The sequence below is a fragment of the Pseudomonas sp. NY11955 genome (assembly GCF_048068035.1).
Lineage (GTDB): Bacteria > Pseudomonadota > Gammaproteobacteria > Pseudomonadales > Pseudomonadaceae > Aquipseudomonas.
Window position 1 is genome coordinate 51,091 of sequence record NZ_JBLUPS010000004.1, and the last position, 17,359, is coordinate 68,449.

13 protein-coding genes are annotated in these 17,359 nt (G+C 64.8%); 1 reads left to right on the forward strand and 12 read right to left on the reverse strand.

Features of this window, described 5'->3' with window-relative positions:
* Positions 1-93: 93 nt before the first annotated feature.
* Complete coding sequence (locus ACNFBR_RS08790) at positions 94-1,173, forward strand: PAS domain-containing protein (RefSeq protein ID WP_416734552.1); 1,080 nt, start codon at positions 94-96, stop codon at positions 1,171-1,173.
* 133 nt (positions 1,174-1,306) lie between these two features.
* Here the strand turns inward: ACNFBR_RS08790 and ACNFBR_RS08795 are convergent, their stop codons facing one another.
* From ACNFBR_RS08795 to ACNFBR_RS08850, 12 genes are all read right to left on the reverse strand, one after another.
* Positions 1,307-2,197: a helix-turn-helix transcriptional regulator gene (locus ACNFBR_RS08795; protein WP_416734553.1), complete on the reverse strand. Its 891-nt coding sequence runs from the start codon at positions 2,195-2,197 to the stop codon at positions 1,307-1,309.
* The gene (locus ACNFBR_RS08800; RefSeq protein ID WP_416734554.1) at positions 2,194-3,606 is read right to left on the reverse strand and encodes an aminotransferase; all 1,413 of its coding nucleotides are present in this window, start codon (positions 3,604-3,606) and stop codon (positions 2,194-2,196) included. The genes ACNFBR_RS08795 and ACNFBR_RS08800 overlap by 4 nt, the downstream gene beginning before the upstream one ends.
* A gap of 34 nt (positions 3,607-3,640) precedes the next feature.
* The gene (locus ACNFBR_RS08805; RefSeq protein WP_416734555.1) at positions 3,641-4,744 is read right to left on the reverse strand and encodes a polyamine ABC transporter substrate-binding protein; all 1,104 of its coding nucleotides are present in this window, start codon (positions 4,742-4,744) and stop codon (positions 3,641-3,643) included.
* Between the two features lie 247 nt (positions 4,745-4,991).
* Positions 4,992-5,693 (reverse strand): NAD(P)H-dependent oxidoreductase, encoded by a 702-nt coding sequence (locus ACNFBR_RS08810; RefSeq protein WP_416734556.1) that lies wholly within the window; start codon positions 5,691-5,693, stop codon positions 4,992-4,994.
* Between the two features lie 43 nt (positions 5,694-5,736).
* Positions 5,737-7,149, reverse strand: coding sequence for an aldehyde dehydrogenase family protein (locus ACNFBR_RS08815; protein WP_416734557.1), 1,413 nt, complete (start codon positions 7,147-7,149; stop codon positions 5,737-5,739).
* Positions 7,142-8,332, reverse strand: a complete 1,191-nt coding sequence (locus ACNFBR_RS08820) for a pyridoxal phosphate-dependent aminotransferase (RefSeq protein ID WP_416734558.1) — start codon at positions 8,330-8,332, stop codon at positions 7,142-7,144. Before ACNFBR_RS08820 ends, ACNFBR_RS08815 begins: the two co-directional genes overlap by 8 nt.
* Before the next feature lie 24 nt (positions 8,333-8,356).
* Entirely contained in the window at positions 8,357-9,586 is a 1,230-nt protein-coding gene (gene alr / locus ACNFBR_RS08825) for an alanine racemase (protein WP_416734559.1), read from the reverse strand.
* 32 nt (positions 9,587-9,618) lie between these two features.
* A complete protein-coding gene (locus ACNFBR_RS08830) occupies positions 9,619-11,226 on the reverse strand; it encodes a 5-guanidino-2-oxopentanoate decarboxylase (protein WP_416734560.1) in 1,608 nt (535 codons plus the stop codon).
* Positions 11,219-13,336 carry an acetate--CoA ligase family protein gene (locus ACNFBR_RS08835; protein WP_416734561.1) on the reverse strand — a complete coding sequence of 706 codons (2,118 nt, stop codon included), beginning with the start codon at positions 13,334-13,336 and terminating at the stop codon, positions 11,219-11,221. Before ACNFBR_RS08835 ends, ACNFBR_RS08830 begins: the two co-directional genes overlap by 8 nt.
* 17 nt (positions 13,337-13,353) lie before the next feature.
* On the reverse strand, positions 13,354-14,514 hold the full coding sequence (locus ACNFBR_RS08840; RefSeq protein WP_416734562.1) for an acyl-CoA dehydrogenase family protein: 1,161 nt from the start codon (positions 14,512-14,514) through the stop codon (positions 13,354-13,356).
* A gap of 33 nt (positions 14,515-14,547) precedes the next feature.
* Positions 14,548-15,342 (reverse strand): enoyl-CoA hydratase/isomerase family protein, encoded by a 795-nt coding sequence (locus tag ACNFBR_RS08845; protein WP_416734563.1) that lies wholly within the window; start codon positions 15,340-15,342, stop codon positions 14,548-14,550.
* 431 nt (positions 15,343-15,773) lie between these two features.
* Entirely contained in the window at positions 15,774-17,180 is a 1,407-nt protein-coding gene (locus ACNFBR_RS08850; RefSeq protein WP_416734564.1) for an amino acid permease, read from the reverse strand.
* Positions 17,181-17,359: the final 179 nt, after the last annotated feature.

The following is a 17,359-nucleotide window of genomic DNA, read 5'->3' on the forward strand; positions in this document are numbered from 1 at the left end:
CTACAGGTACTGCGTCCCGCGCCCCAACGTCAACCCAAAGTTGACAAGTTGCGTATACTGGCAGGCTCTTGCCCAGATCAGGACACCCTGCCGATGTTGGAAAACAGCTTCGCCTTCCGCCTCAAGGAACTGCTCGAGCATCACAAGCTGACCCTGCAAGCCGTGGGCACGGCCCTGGGCATCTCCCGCACCGCCGTGCATAAATGGACCCGGGGCGGTGAGATCGACTACGACAACCTGCGCAAGCTGGCCGACTTTCTCAAGGTCAACTGGATCTGGCTGCGCTATGGCGACGAAGCGCTGCAAAACATCCAGCAACCGCAGGTGGTCGAGCTGCCCATGACCGACCTGCGCCGGCGCCTGACCGCCGAGATCATGGAAAGCGAAACCCGCATGAAGCTGGCCCAGGAAGGTGCGCGCATCGTCACCTGGGAGTGGAACCTGATCAGCGACGAAGTCACCTACTCGCCCAATGTCGAGCAGGTGTATGGCTGGCCTGTCCATCACAACGAAGACTTCTGGAAGCACCTCCCCGACGAAGACGTGCAGCGCATGCAGGTGATGTACGCCGATGCGGTGGCCGACGGCAGCGGTTGTGAATGTGACTTCCGCATTACCCGCCCAGACGGTGAAGTGCGCTGGATTTCCTCCCGCGCCACGGTAGTGCGTGACAGTGCCGGCCGCTCGGTGAAAATGGTCGGCATCAGCATGGACAACACCGAACGCCAGGTGGCCCAACAGGCGCTGAGCCAAAGCGAGGAGCGCTTTCGGGCGATCTTCGAGCTGGCCTGGGGCGCCCTCGCCTACATTGCCCCAGACGGCACCTGGCAGCGGGTCAACAACAGCCTGTGCGAGCTGCTGGGCTACCGTGCCGACGAGCTGTATGGCATGACCTTCCAGCAGATCACCCACACCGACGACCTGGCGCAAAACCTGCAATTGCTGCAGCGCATGCTGGCCGGTGAAACCGAGCGTTACGAGGTGGAAAAACGCGTGCGCCACAAGAACGGCGAATACATCTGGGTACGCGCCCGTACTTCGCTGCAGCGCCGAGACAACGGCGAACCGGAACACCTGATCAGCGTGTTCGAGGACATCAGCGCCGAACGCCAGGAGCATGAGCGGCTACAGGCGCACATTTCCGCCCTGGAAGCCCGCCTAGCGGGTTCGTGACCTACTCGAAATTTCAGAACTGACGCGATCCCTGTGGGAGCGGGCGTGCCCGCGAAACAGGCACCGCGGTGGATGGCACGAGCTTCGCCCGTGTTCGCGGGCACGCCCGCTCCCACAGGGACAGCGATAACTTCTAAATATCGAGGTGATCGCTGCGCAACCAGTCGATAAACCGTGCAAACAGCTCCGACTGCGAGTTGATCTCCAGCTTCAGGTACAGGTTCTTCCTGTGCATGCGCACGGTCTCCGGCGAGATGCCCAGTTCCAGCGCGGTGGACTTCACCGAATGCCCACGCAGGATCATGTGTGCCACTTCCCGTTCACGGTCGGTCAGCACCTGGCAGCCAAAGCTGTCGAACGCCGCCTGCAGGCTGCCGCGCTCGGCTGAGGCAGGCTCGGGTTCCAGGTTGTGCCGGGCATAGCGCCCCAGCAGTTCGCGGACCATCGGTTCCAGCGCACGCAACAGGTCGATCTGCCCGGCACTCAGGCGCGTGCCACTGCAACCCTGGAACAGGCTCAGCGACAGTTTGCGGCCTGCGCTGAGGTCGACGATGTAGTAGCTGTCTTCACTACACCCCGTACCCAGGTAATAGGCCTTGTAATAGTCGCTGTCGAAGAAGTTGTCGGGGGCGATTTCCTGCAGGTGGTAAAAGCCTTCGGCCAGCCCACCTTGCACGGCCAGGCAAAACGGGTCGAGCAGGTAGCCTGCGCTGAAATAGCGCTCCAGCACAGCGGCGCGGTGCAGTTCGGGTATGCCTTGCTGGTAGAGCAACTGCGGCGCACGCCCCTGGCACTCCAAACTGATCATCATCGACTCCACCTGCACCAGTTGGCCGATGGCAGCGGCCACATACGCCAGGGCTTCGGGGGTTTCGCTTTGCGCCAGCGCGCGCTGCAGCGCCGCGTGCCACTGCTGCAGCGCGCCCAATGTAAGGGTAAGCGGGGTGTCGGAGGAGGCCTGGGTCATGCCCGGCAGTCTAGCCTGCCAGGCACGCCCGCGCACAGCCCTTTGCGCCAGGTTCATCGGCCCTGGTACAGGCCAAGCGCAGTGAGTTCACGCGCGGTTTCGATGATGCACTGGCGCAGCGTCTCGACGATCTCGTCCACCTGCGCATGGGTGATGATCAACGGCGGCGACATCACGTTCAGATGCATGATCGGGCGCACCAGCAACCCTTTGGCCTGGGCCTTGCTGTGGATGCGCTCGCCAATGTTCACCTCATCGGCGAACAGTGCCTTGCTGGCCTTGTCGGCAACGAACTCGACGCAAGCCATCAGCTTCATGCAGCGCACATCCCCCACCAACGGCAGCTCGCGCAGGCTCTGCAGGCGCTGTTCAAGGTAACCGCCAACGTCCTTGACGTGATCGAGCAGCTGCTCGCGCTCGATGATCTCGATGTTCTTCAGCGCCGCCGTGCAGCACACCGGGTGGCCACTGTAGGTGAACCCGTGAGTGAAGCAGCGGCCCTTGCCCGGCTCGGCGATCACCTCCCAGATACGCTCGGAGAAGATGCACGCGCCCAGCGGCAGGTAGGCCGAGGTCAGGCCTTTGGCGGTGGTGATGATGTCGGGGGTGACGCCGAACAGTTCTTCGCTGGCGAAGAAGGTCCCCAGGCGCCCGAACGAGGTCACCACTTCGTCGGCGACGAACAGGATGTCGTAGGTCTGGCACAGCTGCCACATGCGCAGGAAGTAACCCTTGGGCGGAATGATCACCCCGCCCGAGCCCATGATCGGCTCGGCGAAGAACGCCGCCACGTTGTCGGCGCCCAGCGACAGGATCTTGTCCTCGAACTCGGCCACCAGGTAGTCGAGGAACTCGGCCTCGTCCATGTCGTCCGGCGCGCGGTACGGGTTGGGGTTGGAGACGTGATGGATCAGGTCATGCTGGTAATCGAACTCCGGCACTCGGTCGGCGGCCTTGTTGCCAATCGACATGGTCAGGGTGGTGGAGCCGTGGTAAGCGTTGTAGCGGGCGATGATGTGCTTCTTGTGCGGCTTGCCGCGGCAGTTCTGGTAGTACTGGATCAGCCGGTAGGCGGTATCGACCGCCGTCGAGCCCCCGGTAGTGAGGAACACATGGTTCAAGTCGCCCGGCGCCAACTGCGCGAGCTTCTGGCACAGTTCGATGGCGACGTCGTTGGCCATGTCGGAGAACGGGTTTGAATAGGCCAGCTGGCGCACCTGGTCGGCAATGGCCAGGGCCATTTCCTCGCGGCCCAGGCCGATATTGGTGCACCACATGCCACCGACGGCATCGAGGAAGCGGTTGCCGTGGGTGTCGCGAATGTAGGCGCCCTCACCGGCGACGATGTTCAATGCACCTTGCTCACGGTGCTCGTCGAACACATGGTAGCCGTGCATGTAGTGGGCCTTGTCGGCTTCCACCAGCGGGTCGTGGGCAATGACGAATGCTTTGCTTGGGGTGGCCATGGGCAGCTCCTTGGCGGGAATCGTTGGGCAGTGTTCAGAAACCGGTCTTGACCGTGCTCCAGACCCGGGTGATGGCGCGCATGTCCTTCGGGCTCTGGGTTTTCTGCGCGAACAGGCGTTCGCGGGTCGATGCGTCGGGGTAGATGGCCGGGTCCTGACGGATGTCATCACGCACCAGCGCGGTCGCGGCAGCGTTGCTGTTGGCGTAGTGGATGTAGTCGGTGACCTTGGCCATGGTCTGCGGCTGCAGCAGGAACTCGATGAAGCGGTGCGCATTGGCCGCGTGCGGCGCATCCTTGGGGATGTACAGGTTGTCGAACCAGATCAACGAACCTTCCTGGGGGATGAAGAACGACAGCTTGATGTCCTTCTTCGCCTCCACTGCGCGGGCCTGGGCGGTGGCATAGTCGCCGGACCAGGTCAGCGCCAGGCAGACATCGCCATTGGGCAGGCTGGTGAGGTAATTCACCGAGTCGAACTTGCGAATGTAGGGGCGGATGCCCAGCAGCAATTGCTCGGCCGCCTTGAGGTCGGCGGGCGATGCGCTGCGTGGGTCCTTGCCCAGGTACTGCAGGGCCAGCGGGATGACCTCGGTGGGGGCGTCCATCAGGGTGACACCGCAGTCGGCGAAGCGCGAGACGATCTTGGGGTCGAACAACATGGCCAGCGAACCGATCGGCGCGTCGGGCATGCGCGCGGTGATCTTGTCGACGTTGTAGGTGACCCCCGAGCTGCCCCAGGTGTAGGGCGCCGAATATTTCAGGCCCGGGTCGTAGCCCTGCAGGTTGTTCACCACTTGCTGGTCGAGGTTGTGCCAGCTGGGCAGTTGCTGCTTGTCCAGTGCCTGGAACACACCGGCGCTGATCAGCGGGGGGACCAGGGAAGCGTTGAGCATGACCAGGTCGTAGCCGGAACGGCCGGTGAGCAGTTTGGTCTGCACCGTTTCGTAGCCGTCGAAGGTGTCGTAGATGACCTTGATGCCGGTGGCCTTCTCGAAGTCGGCCAGGGTGGTTTCGCCGATGTAGTCGGTCCAGTTGTACAACCGCAACGTGTTACCGCTGTCCACCTCTGCCGCCTGGGCCAGGCTGGCGCCCGACGCCAGCAGCAGACCACCGATCACCTTCAGTACCTTGCGCATGGCAACTCCATCGTGTGAGTGCTCCGGATCGAGCCGATGGGTTCACTATCGGGGGATTTGCCGAGGGCGGACATACCCCGAATGTGTGGGTGGTCGTTTTTGTCGCTACGAGCAGGCTTTTGTAGGAGCAGTCTTGTGCTGCGAAGAGGCCGGTACGGACGAAGCATTTGTATCGTCCGTACCGGCCTCTTCGCAGCACAAGGCTGCTCCTACAGATTCACCGCCAGTATTGAAAGCAGTGTGGGGATCAGGTGAGGGGGTACAACGCCTCATCGAACTGCGCCAGCCGCGGGAACACCAAGGGTTGGTCGTCCGACAGCTGCTCCAGGCGCTGCTGGTATTGCTGCAGAAAATCCTGCCGCGCCTCGGCACTGATATACGGCACATGCCAGGCCACGAACGGCGGCAGCACGTCAAAGCCGACATAGGCCAGCGTGCCCCGCAGTATCGGCCGCAGCATATCCTCCAGCGGCCCATGAATCGCCCCCTCGCCAAACATGTGCTCACGCCCGCCCAGGGTCACGGTCACCAAGGCCTTCTTGCCGGCCAAACCGCCCTGGTCGTAGAAGCGCTTGCCGCCGTAACACACCCCCGACACCAGCACCCGGTCGATCCAGCCCTTGAGCATGGCCGGTGCCGAGAACCAGAAGATCGGGAAGTTCAGCACCAGCAAGTCAGCCCACAACAGCTTGTCCAGCTCCTGCTGGATATCCGTGGCAATGGCGCCGCGCTTGACGCCCTGACGCTGCTCCAGCGCATACACCAGGTACTCGGGGTTCTCGCGCTGGGTAAAGTCATCGGCACTGGCCACCGGGTTCCAGCCCATGGCGTACAGGTCGCTGACTTGCACCTGATGGCCCTGGGCGCGGAAGGTTGCCACAGCCTGGTCACGCAGGGCGGCCGTGAACGATTGCGGCTCGGGGTGAGCGTGGACGATCAGTACATTCACAAACATTCTCCTCAGACGAAACAGGTTGTCTTGCCGCAGTGGCTCAGCACTGCACCGCTTTGACCTCGACGAATTCCGCCAGGCCCTCCTCGCCCCACTCACGGCCGTTGCCCGACTGCTTGTAGCCACCGAACGGCGCCTGGTAGTTGAACCCGCCACCGTTGACGAAGCACTGCCCGGCACGTATCTGCCGCGCCAAGGCCAGGCCCTGCTCGCGGCTGCCAGCCCACACTGCACTGGACAAACCGAACGGCGAGTCATTGGCCAGTGCCAGGGCCTGGGCTTCGTCGGCATAAGGTATCAGGCACAGCACCGGGCCAAAGATTTCCTCCTGGGCGATGCGCATGCGGTTGTCGACGTCGGCGAACAACGTCGGCGCCACGTAGAAACCGCGCTCGAAGCCGCCACGATCACCACCGCACAACAAGCGCGCGCCCTCCTCCTGGCCCAGGCGAATGTAATCGAGCACCGTGCGTCGCTGGCCTGCCGAACACATCGGCCCGAGGAAGCTGGCCGGGTCACGCGGATCACCCATGACCAGTGCACGGGTTTCGGCCTCGGCAATCTCCAGTGCCTCGGCATAGCGGCTGGCCGGTAGTAGCATGCGGGTCAGCGCCGTACAGGTCTGCCCGGAGTTGATCATCACATCCTGCACGCCATGGCGCACCGCCGCGTGAAGGTCGGCATCGGCGGTAATCAGCAGCGGCGATTTGCCGCCCAGTTCCAGGCATACACGCTTCACCGTCGGCGCCGCCGTCTGCGCCACCCGCACGCCGGCACCGGTAGAACCGGTGAAAGACACCATGTCCACCTGCGGGTGCCGGGCCAATGCCTCGCCCACCTTCGCCCCTGGGCCGCTGACCAGGTTGAACACCCCGGCAGGCAGGCCAATGGCCTCGATCATCTCGGCCAACAGAAACGCGTGCAGCGGTGTTTCCTGGCTGGGCTTGACCACGACGGTACATCCGGCAGCCAGGGCTGGCGCCAGCTTGCCAATCATCTGGTGCAGCGGGTAGTTCCACGGGTTGATGAATGCGCACACGCCAACGGCTTCGCGGTACACCAGCGAGTTGCCGACTTCGCGCACTTCATCCATCAGCCCGGCCAGCTCCGCGTACTGCTCCAACCCGGTGATCGGGCCTTCGACCTGCACCGCCTGGCACCACTGCACTGGCATGCCCAGCTCGTCGGTGATGACCGCTGCCATTTCCGCCACACGGTTTTTCAGCTGCGTGGCCAATGCCCGGATATACCCCGCGCGCACGCTGGCCGGTGTGCGCGACCAGCCGTCGAAGGCCCGCCGCGCCGCCATCACCGCCCGCTCGACATCCGCCTCGTCGCCTAGCGGTACTCGGCCGATGGCCTGCTCGCTGGCCGGGTCGATCACCTCGGCCATGCCCTGCCCGCTCGGCACCTGCCAGGCGCCGTCGATGTACAGCCGCGCATACTCACGCATCGGCCTGCTCCTGGATCAGTTCGCCGGCACAGCGGGCAATGCGCTGGCAGGCGTCAGCCAGGGCCTCCATGTCGAGTACCAAACCCAGGCGGATATGCCCGGCGGCGCTCGGCCCAAAGGCCTCACCGGCCAGCACCGACACGCCCTGGCTGTCCAGCAGGCGGTCGGCAAAGGCCTGGGCGCTGAGGCCGGTTTCACGGATGTCGACCATCACGAACATGCCGCCGTCGGGCTTGAGTGCCTTTATCCCAGGGCAGCCTGCCAGTTGCTCGCATACCAGGTCGCGGCGCTGGCGGTAGGCTTCACGCATGGCGTCCAGCTCAGGCAGTTGCTGCTCCAACGCCACCACGGCGGCGTCCTGGATAAAGTCCGGCGAGCCATACAGCATGCACAACGCAAGGTTTTCCAGGTGCGTGGCCAGCTCGGCCGAGCCGACTACCCAGCCCATGCGCCAGCCGGTCATGGCATGCGACTTCGACAGGCTGTTCAGCGTGGCTGTGCGCTCGGCCATGCCCGGCAGGCTGGCCGGGCTGACATGCTCGCCTTCATACAAAAGCTCGCTGTACACCTCGTCGGAAATCAGCCAAAGATCATGGGCAATGCACAGCTCGGCCAGGGCTTCCCAGGTGGCGCGCGGCAGGCTCGCCCCCGAAGGGTTGTGCGGGCTGTTCAGGGCCAGCGCGCGGGTGCGCGGGGTGATGCGTTCGGCAACGTCATGCGGGCACACGCGAAAGCCGTTCTCCGGCTTGACCGGTACCGGCACCACCTTGGCGCCACAGGCCCCGAACACCGCCTCGTAGGTGACATACATCGGTTCGGCGACGATCACCTCGTCGCCCGGGTCGAGCACGCACTGGGCCACGCAGTACAGCGCGCACTGGGCCCCCGCCAGCACCGTCACCTGGTCGGCGCTGACCGCCTGGCCGCTGCGCTGCCGGTGGCGGTTGGCGATGGCCTGGCGCAGCGCCAGCTTGCCGCGTACATCGGCGTAGTGGGTATGGCCGGCCCGCAAGCTGTCGATGGCCGCCTCGACGATGGGCGCGGGGGTGTCGAAGTCCGGGTCACCCACCGACAGCAACAAGATGTCCTTGCCCTCGGCCTGTAGCGCCAGGGCGCGGTAGTGGATGTCCCAGGCCGCGGCTCCGTCGCCGGCGATGCGTTGGGTGAGCGTGGCGTAGCGCATGGCAATCTCCCTTCCAATGGCGGTTTAGTCGACGAGAATCTTCGGGTTGGAACTGCCCCACACGGTGTACAAGTCGGCGAGCAGCGCGCCGTTGATTTCTTCCATTTCGGCCTGGGTGATCTCGCCCCCGGCCTGCTTGCCGAACAGCACTACTTCGTTACCTCCCTTCACGTCCGGGAAGTCGGTGACATCGACCATCAGCGTGTTCATCGACACCTTGCCCACCACCGGCACGCGGTGGCCGTTGATCAACACATGGCCCTTGTTGGTGAACACCCGGCGGTAGCCATCGGAGTACCCGACCGTGATGTTGGCCAGGCGCGAATCACGGGCCAGGGTAAAGGTGCGGTCATAGCCCACGGTGTTCCCGGCCGGGTAGCTGTGCACCGCCGCCACGTGCGACTTGAACTGCATGGCACGTTTGTACTCGGTGCGCTCGGGCACGGTATCGCCGAACAGCGCGCCGCCGGTACGCACCATGTCCAGGCGCGCCTCCGGCACCTCCAGCGTAGCGAACGAGTTGGCCGCGTGCAGGGTGAGCTGGCGGCGGTCGAGCTTGGCGTGCTTGATCAGCCAGTCGGTCTGTTCGTTGAATGCCGCCAGGCCCTTGCGTACATCGTCCTTGTCTTCCACGGCGAAGTGGGTCATTAGCGCGACCAGCTTGAGGTGCTTCTGGTCGGTGATCTGCAACGCTTCGCCACGGCCGGACCAGGTGCCCATCTCCACCCCGTTGCGGCTCATGCCGCTGGAGTTGAGCGCCATGTGAATACGCAGGGTCTTGCCGTGGCGCGCGGCAATCGCATCGACCTGGCGGGCGAATTCGGCGCTGCCCACCAGTTCTTCCATGTCGTACTGCAAGGCATCTTCCAGCTCGCTCAGGCTGGCCAGGCGTACCCGCACCAGTTGCCCGGTGAAGCCGCTGGCGCGGACCACGCGGGCCTCCTCGTTGCTGGCCACCGCCACGCACGGCACGCCCTGGGCGATGATCGATGGCATCACCAGGCCGATCCCGTGGCCATAGGCATCGGCCTTGAGCACGGCGCACAACTTGGACTTGCCGGCCAGCTCCGCCTGCAGGGTGCGGATGTTGTGCTGCAGGGCGCTGGCGCTGATTTCGACCCAGGCGTTGCTGTTCTGCACGGTCAGTGCGTTGGTGCCGTTGTCCATCGACAACGGCGGTGCGGCATATAGTGGAGCCTGGCCGGTGATCAGCAGGGCCAGGGAGGCGGCCAAAAGGGTGCGGCGAAATGGCATGGTGTTTACCCTAGTTCTTATCGTTGTGCGTGTTAACAAACGCAGGTGTGTTTGAGTTCGATGAAGCTTACGCCTGGGGTGGCGAAACCGCTGGCCAGGTCGGCCTGCAATGCATCCAGGTCGCGTGGCTGGCGCACTGCGCAACCGAAGGCGCGAGCCAGGCCGATGAAGTCCGGGTTGCGCGGCAGCACGCCGACCGGCTCGATATCCAGGCCGAGCATATCGTCGCGGATCTGGCCGAGGGCGTCATTGTTCCACAGCAACACCACCAACGGCCGCTGCAGTTCCTCCACCGCCGTGGCCAGCTCCTGGGCGGTGTAGAGGAAGCCGCCATCGCCAACCAGCACCAGGCCAGGACGGTGGTCGGTGGCGAACATACCGCCGATGCCGGCCGGCAGGCCGTAACCGAGAGTGCCGTAGCCGGTGGGGTGCAGCCAGCTGCGTGGCGCCCGGCTGGCAAAGGCGTAGTTGCCGGTGTAGGCCAGCTGGGTCATGTCGCTGCTGATGAAGGCATCGTCGGGCAGCACGGCGGCAATGCGGTCCAGAATGGCCTGGTGGGTGGCCTGCAACGGTGCATGCCCATTGCGGATGGCCTGGCGCAGGTCGGCCACCGCCGCGCTGGCTTGGGCGGGGTCGCGCTGGAGTGCTGGCAGGTGATCGAGCAAACCGGCCACGGTTTGCCGGGCATCACCCTGCAGGGCAATGGCACAAGGGTAGAAATCGTTGAACTTGCGCGGGTCGATGTCCACCCGCAGCAGCTCGCCGTTGATCGGCAGGCGTTCACGCCAGAAGTCGGTGTCGGCCATTTCGGTGCCGACGGCCAGCACCACGTCGGCCTGGCTGATCAGGTGCCAGCCGGGCTCGACGCACAGGCTGGCGCCGGCATTGAGTGGCGCGTCCGGCGCCAGCAAGCCCTTGCCGGCCACGCTGGTGAACAGGGGCGCCGCCAACCGGGTGCTCAACTGCGCCAGTTGCTCGGCCGCATCCAGCGCGCCACCACCGGCAATGATCATCGGCCGCTTGGCCGCTGCCAGCTTGAGGGCGGCCTGGTCAAGGGTTTCGCGGCACGGCAGGCCTCGCGCGGGGCGACGCACCACCTCATCGCTCCAGTCACGGCTGACGCGCGCCGCCAGCACGTCCAGCGGCACCGAGATGTGCACCGGGCGCGGCCGTTCGCTGTCGAACACGGCCCAGGCGCGGGCGATCAGCTCAGGCAGGTCGTCACCGCGCAGGGCCACGGCCGAAAACGCGGTGATTGGCGCCGTCATGGCGCGCTGGTCCTGGGTTTCATGCAGGCAGCCCCAGCCCTTGCCCAGGCTGGCGGTGTGGTTGACGCTGGAAATCACCAGCAGCGGCACCGAGTCGGCATAGGCCTGGCCGATGGCGGTGGCCACGTTGGTCACACCCGGACCGGTGATGACGAAGCACACCCCTGGCTTGCCGCTGACCCGGGCGTAGCCGTCGGCCATGAAGCCGGCGCCCTGCTCGTGGCGAGTCAGTACGTGGCGGATGCCGCTGCCCGGCAGGCCCCGATAAAGCTCCAGGGTGTGTACCCCCGGGATGCCGAACACGGTCTCCACGCCGTAGTTGGCCAACAGGCGCACCAGCGCCTGGCCGGCCGTCAGGGTAAGGTCATTCATGTCGTTCTCCTTGCGCCTGGCCGAGGCGGATCAGCGCGTCGACCGCGGTGGTGCCGTTAGCACCGACCATCAATGGGTTCACATCCAGCTCCAGCAACCGTTCGGCGTTTTCGCAGGCGTAGTCGGCCACCGCGCGGATGGCCGCGACCAAGGCGTCGAGGTCGGCGGCCGGGCGGCCACGGAAGCCTTGCAGCAGGCTGGCACTGCGCAGGTTCAGCAATGCCGCGCGGATGGCGCTGTCGGTGGTGGGCAGCAGCAGGCTGACACTGTCCTTGAGCAGTTCGACCAGCACGCCGCCGGCGCCGATCACCAGGGCCAGGGCAAAGTCGTGTTCACGCTTGATGCCGACTATCAACTCGGCCAACGACGGCTCGGCCATGGGTTCGAGCAGCACGTGATCGAACGCAACCTGCGGGGCGTAGGCAGCGATGCGCTGGCGCATCTGCACCAGGGCCGCTTCCAGGGCGGCGGCATCGCGCAGGTTCAGCGCCACCGCACCGGCTTCGGTCTTGTGCGGCAACTGCGCGCTGACCGCCTTGAGCACCAGCGGGTAGCCAACGCGGGCAGCGTCGGCCACGGCGCGCTCGGGCGTACTCAGCACGCCCGCTGGCACGGGCAAGCCGAAGGCGCGCAGAGCTTGTTTGGATTGCCATTCGTCCAGCAAGCGGCTTTCGCCCGTGAGGGCCTGCGGGCAAAGCGGAACCCGCACAGCCTCACCCTGCTCCAGCAGCCGCTGGCGGTTGCGCTGATAAGCGACGATGCTGCCCCAGGCCGCCAGGCCGTCTTCCACGCCCTGCAGGGCGGCGATGCCCCGCGCATGCAGGCGCTCGCGCGCGCTGGCAGGCAACAATTCCGGAAATGCCGAGGTGACGAAACCGAGCTTGCCGTGACGTTCCAGGGCATCGCAGTACAGCCCTAGCAGCAGGTCACACTCCTTGCGCTCGCCGGTGAACGCCGCCGGATAGTCCAGCACCAGCATGGCCGCGTCGGCGGCGCCGCTCAGGGTGCTGTCGAGCATGCGTTGCAGTGCAGCTTCGTCGCCCCAGATGGCCGTGGTGAAGTCCAGCGGGTTGACCAGGTTGGCATAGGCCGGCAACACCTGGGCCAGTGCCGCCACCTGCCCTTGCTCCAGCTTTGGCAACTGCAACTGGTTGCGCTCGGCATAGTCGGCTATCAGCCCGGCATCGCCGCCTGAGCAGGCCAGCGCAATCAGTTCGCCCGAGGCCGGCAAGCGCCCGCAGGCGGCGGCCTTGAGCGTTTCGACAAAGCTCACCGGGCCGCTGACGCGGATCACGCCCAGACGCTGGAACAGGCTGTCGTACAGGGCATCGGAGCCGGACAACGAGCTGGTGTGGCTAAGCGCCAGTTCGGCGCCGATCTGCGAAACGCCCGTCTTCAGTGCAATGATCGGCGTGCCTTGCCGCAGCGCCTTGCAAGCGGCGCGGGCAAAGCCCGGTACGTTCTTCAAGCCTTCCAGGTGCAGGCCGATGGCGGTGACCCGTGGGTCGTCGAGCAGCACATCCATCAGCTCGGCCACGCCCAGTTGCGCCTGGTTGCCGACCGAGGCCATGTAGGCCACCGGCAGTGAGCGGTCGCTCATGGACAGGTTGTAGGCGAAGTTGCCACTTTGCGTCAGGATCGCCACGCCCTTCTCCACCTGCTGGCCACCATGCGCCACCGGCCACAGGGCGGCGCCGTGCAGGTAGTCAAGCAGGCCGTAGCAGTTGGGGCCGAGCAAGGCCATGTTGCCGGCGGCGTCGAGCAGGCGCTGCTGCAACTGGCGCCCCTCCTCGCCGCTTTCGGCAAAGCCCGAGGCATAGCAGATGGCGCCACCGGCGCCGCGTGCGGCCAGCTCGGCAACGCACTGCACGGTCAGCTCACGGTTGGTGGCGATGAACACCGCGTCCGGGGCGTAGGGCAAGTCGGCCACGCGAGCCACACAGGGGATGCCCTCGAGGCTTTCATGCTGAGGGTTGACCAGAAACAGTTCGCCGCCAAAGCCGCCTTCGGCGCAGCGCTTGAGCGCCCGCGCCATGCTGCGCCCGCCGACGAAGGCCAGGTGCCGGGGCGCCAGCAGGCGCTTGAGATTGTCACGAATCGATTGCGACATGGGTGTTCTCCTGGCGCTTAGCGCAGCAGCGGACGCAGCAGTTCGCGGGCGATAATGTGCCGCTGGATTTCCGAGGTGCCCTCCCAGATGCGTTCGATGCGCGCGTTGCGCCAGATGCGCTCCACCGGCCCTTCGTCCATCAAACCCATGCCACCGAAGATCTGCACGGCTTCGTCGGCGACCTTGCCCAGCGTTTCGCTGGCAAACAGCTTGGCCATGCCGGCTTCGCCATCGGTCATGCTGCCCTGGTCCATCTTCCAGGCGGTATGCAGGGTGAGCATCTCGGCGGCGCGAATCTGCGTGGCCATGTCGGCCAGCTTGAACGATACCCCCTGGTAGCTGCCGATGGCCTGGCCGAACTGCTTGCGGTCGGCGGCCCATTGCAGCGACAGGTCGAGCGCGCGCTGGGCCTGGCCCACGCAGTTGGCGGCAACCATCACCCGGCCAGCGGTAAGCCAGGCGTTGGCCACTTCCCAGCCCTTGCCAACTTCGCCCAGCACCTTGCTGGCCGGCACCCGGCAGTCGTCGAAGAACAGCTCGTAGGTGTGGTAGCCACGGTTACTCACGCATTTTGGGCCACGGCGGATGGTCATGCCCGGCGTCCCCCGGTCGACCAGCAAGGCGGTCACCGCATTGCGCTTGCGCCCGTTGTGCTCGTAGGTGTCGGTGACCGCGAAGACGATGGCGAAATCGGCATGGCCGGCGTGGCTGATGAAGTGCTTGCTACCGTTGATGACAAAGTCATCGCCCTGGCGCACGGCGCGGGTCTTGATGGCGTTGGCATCGGAGCCGGCGCCCGGCTCGGTGAGGGCGAAGCAATCGATTTTCTCACCCTGCACGCACGGCAGCAGGTAGTCGTCGATCTGCTCGTCCTTGCAGGCCATAAGGATTTTCGACGGACGCGCAACGAATACATGCAGGGCCCAGGACACCTTGGACAGCTCACGCTCGATCAGCGCCTGGGACAGGTAATCCAGGCCGCCACCGCCAACTTCCTCGGGCATGTTGAAGGCATAGAACCCGGCAGCGATGGCCTTGCCCCGAATCTGCGCGGCCAGTTCGGGTGATACGGCATCGGCGCGGTCCACCGCTTCTTCATGGGGCAGCAACTCTTTGGCAACAAAGCTGCGTACCGCTTCCACCAACATTTCTTGTTCTTGGGTCAGTTGGAAATTCATCTGCGAAGGTCCTGATGTGGGTCGAATATCGGGTTACTGGCCGGTGAAACGGGGGGCGCGGCGTTCCATCGAGGCCTGCAGGGCCTCGGCGCCATCCTGGCTACGGCCGCACAGCAGGCCGGCGTGGCGCTCGGCTTCCAACTGTTCGGCCAGGGTGCGTCGGGCACCGTCGCGGATCAGCTGCTTGGTCTGCGCATAGGCGAACGTCGGGCCGTTGGCCAGGCGCCCGGCAAGCTCGGCGGCAACGGCGGGCAACTGCTCGTCGGCGCACACTTCGCTGACCAGCCCGGCGGCCAAGGCGCGTTCGGCCCCCCACAGCTCGTCGAGGAACAGCAAGCGCTTGGCCTGTTCGCTGCCGATCAGCCGTGGCAAATGCCAGCTGGCACCGGCATCGGGGCTGTAGCCCATGCTGGTGTAGCCGGCCTTGAAGCGCGCCGAGGCAGCGGCGATGCGCAGGTCGCAGCACAGGCTGAGGTCCATGCCCCCCCCCACGGCGGTGCCGTTGATGGCGGCGATGGTGGGTTTGGCGAGGCTGTGCAGGCGCAACATCAGGGCATGGGCGGTTTCGGTCCAGCCGTAGCTTTCCAGGGTACCCGCGGCTTCGGCGGCCGCCCATTCGGCCAGGTCGGCGCCGGCGCAGAAGCTACGGCCGCTGCCGGTCAGCACCACCGCGCGCACAGCCGGATCACGGTCATGGCTGTCGAGCAAGGCATGCAATTGCTTGAGGGTGGGGATGTCCAGCGCATTGCGCTGCTCGGGGCGGTTGAGGGTGATCCAGGCAACGCCGGCTTCGACCTTGCTCAACAGTGACGACGACGGGGTGGTCATGGGGGGCCTCGGTGTTGTTGTGATGGTTTGGGGAGGACTTGATGAGGGAGATACTAAACGAGTGTTCAACAAGGCGGGATGGGCTGTTACAACTTCGCACAACTCGGGTTTCGGTGTTACACAGCTGGTTTTCGCCTTTGCATTTTCAGGGTCTGTGAGATCGAGCGCCGCCCGCGCGGCGCATCGCGAGCAAGCTCGCTCCTACATTTGTTTCGGGCCAGTTTTTTCTGCGCCACCGCACGCGACCGCCTTGGCGCTTGGCTCGATATCGAATGGTACGAACAAGGGGTTCGCGCGCGTTTCTCACAGGAATGATTGGCCCGAAACAAATGTAGGAGCGAGCTTGCTCGCGATGCGCCGCGCGGGCGGCGCTCGATCTCACTGGCTACAAAAATCCTCAGACGAACACTTAAAACCAACGAGCCATGAATTCACGCCCCCGGCGCGCTCGGCTCGAAGGCCGCTTGCCGGCGACGATTGACGAAGTAGTACGCCGCATAGCACAGGGTAATGAAACCAAACCCCCAGTACAGCGACGGCCGCTGGGTTTCATCCAGTGCCAGGAACACGAACAGCGAGCTGCACAGGGTGATGCACAGCAGCGGCACCAACGGATACAGCGGCGCTTTGTACTTCAGGTCCTGCAACTGCCCGCCGTCACGCAGGTAGGCTTTGCGGAAGCGGTACTGCGCCAGGGCGATGACGATCCAGGTCACGGTACCCGACATGCCACTCACCGCCATCAGCACCATGAACAGCGTGTCGGCGGCAATGAAGCTGGTCATCAACGAGATCAGCGCAAAGCACAGGGTGATGCTCAGCGCCCGCAGCGGCACGCCACGCTTGCTCAGTGGCGACAGGCTTTTCGGGGCCATGCCGCTCTTGGACATGGCCCAAAGGATGCGCGTGGAGGCATACAGCCCCGAGTTACCCACCGAAAGGATGGCGGTGAGGATGACGAAGTTCATCAGGTCGGCGGCGTAAGGGATGCCGACCATGTCGAACACCTGCACGAACGGGCTTTCCATCAACCCGGCCTGCTCGTACGGCACGATGGCCGACAGCACGGCAATCGCCAGCACGTAGAAGATCAGCACGCGGAACACCACGTTGCGCACTGCCCGTGGGATGCTTTTTTCCGGGTGTTCGGTCTCGCCAGCGGCCACGCCCATGATTTCGCAGCCCTGGAAGGCATAGACCACGGTCATCATCACTGCGAATACCGCCGACAGGCCGTGGGGGAACAGCGACTCGCCCACCAGGTTGTTCAGCATCGGTGCGGGTGCCCCGCTGCTCAGCGGGATGGCGCCGAAGATCACCAGCAGGCCAATGACGATGAAGCCAAGGATGGTCGCCACCTTGATGCCGGAGAACCAGTATTCGGCCTCGCCGAAGGCGCGGGTGGCCAGGGCGTTGAGGCCGAACAGCACCACCACGAACAGCGCCGACCAGTACCAGATCGGCACCTCCGGGAACCAGCGGGTCATCAACATGCCGGCAGCCGTGAACTCCAGGCCCACGGTGGTGGCCCAGCTCATCCAGTACACCCAGCCGATCATGAAGCCGGTGGCCGGGCCGATGAACTTGGTGGCATGGGCCTGGAACGAACCGGACACCGGCATCTGCACCGACAGCTCGCCCAGGCAGACCATGACCAGGTACATCAGCAAGCCCGCGACCAGATAGGCCAGGATCGCACCCACCGGCCCGCCCTGGTTGATGGTCACGCCCGAGCCCATGAACAGGCCGGTGCCAATTACCCCACCCAGCGACAGCATGAAGATGTGTCGGCTTTTCAGGGCGCGGGTGAGCTGGATCTTTTCAACGGCGTCAGTCATGGCACACCTCGCCATTGCGACCGGTGCGTGGGGTGGTGCGAGAGAGGGGCTGAGCGCTACGGCATGTCATTATTCTTGTCTCCAATAAGCCTCATGGACCGCGTGCAACACGGTTGCCATGGATTATTGGAAACGGATGTAAGGCGCCGTTGTACGAACGGATCGAAGATGTAAAAAGT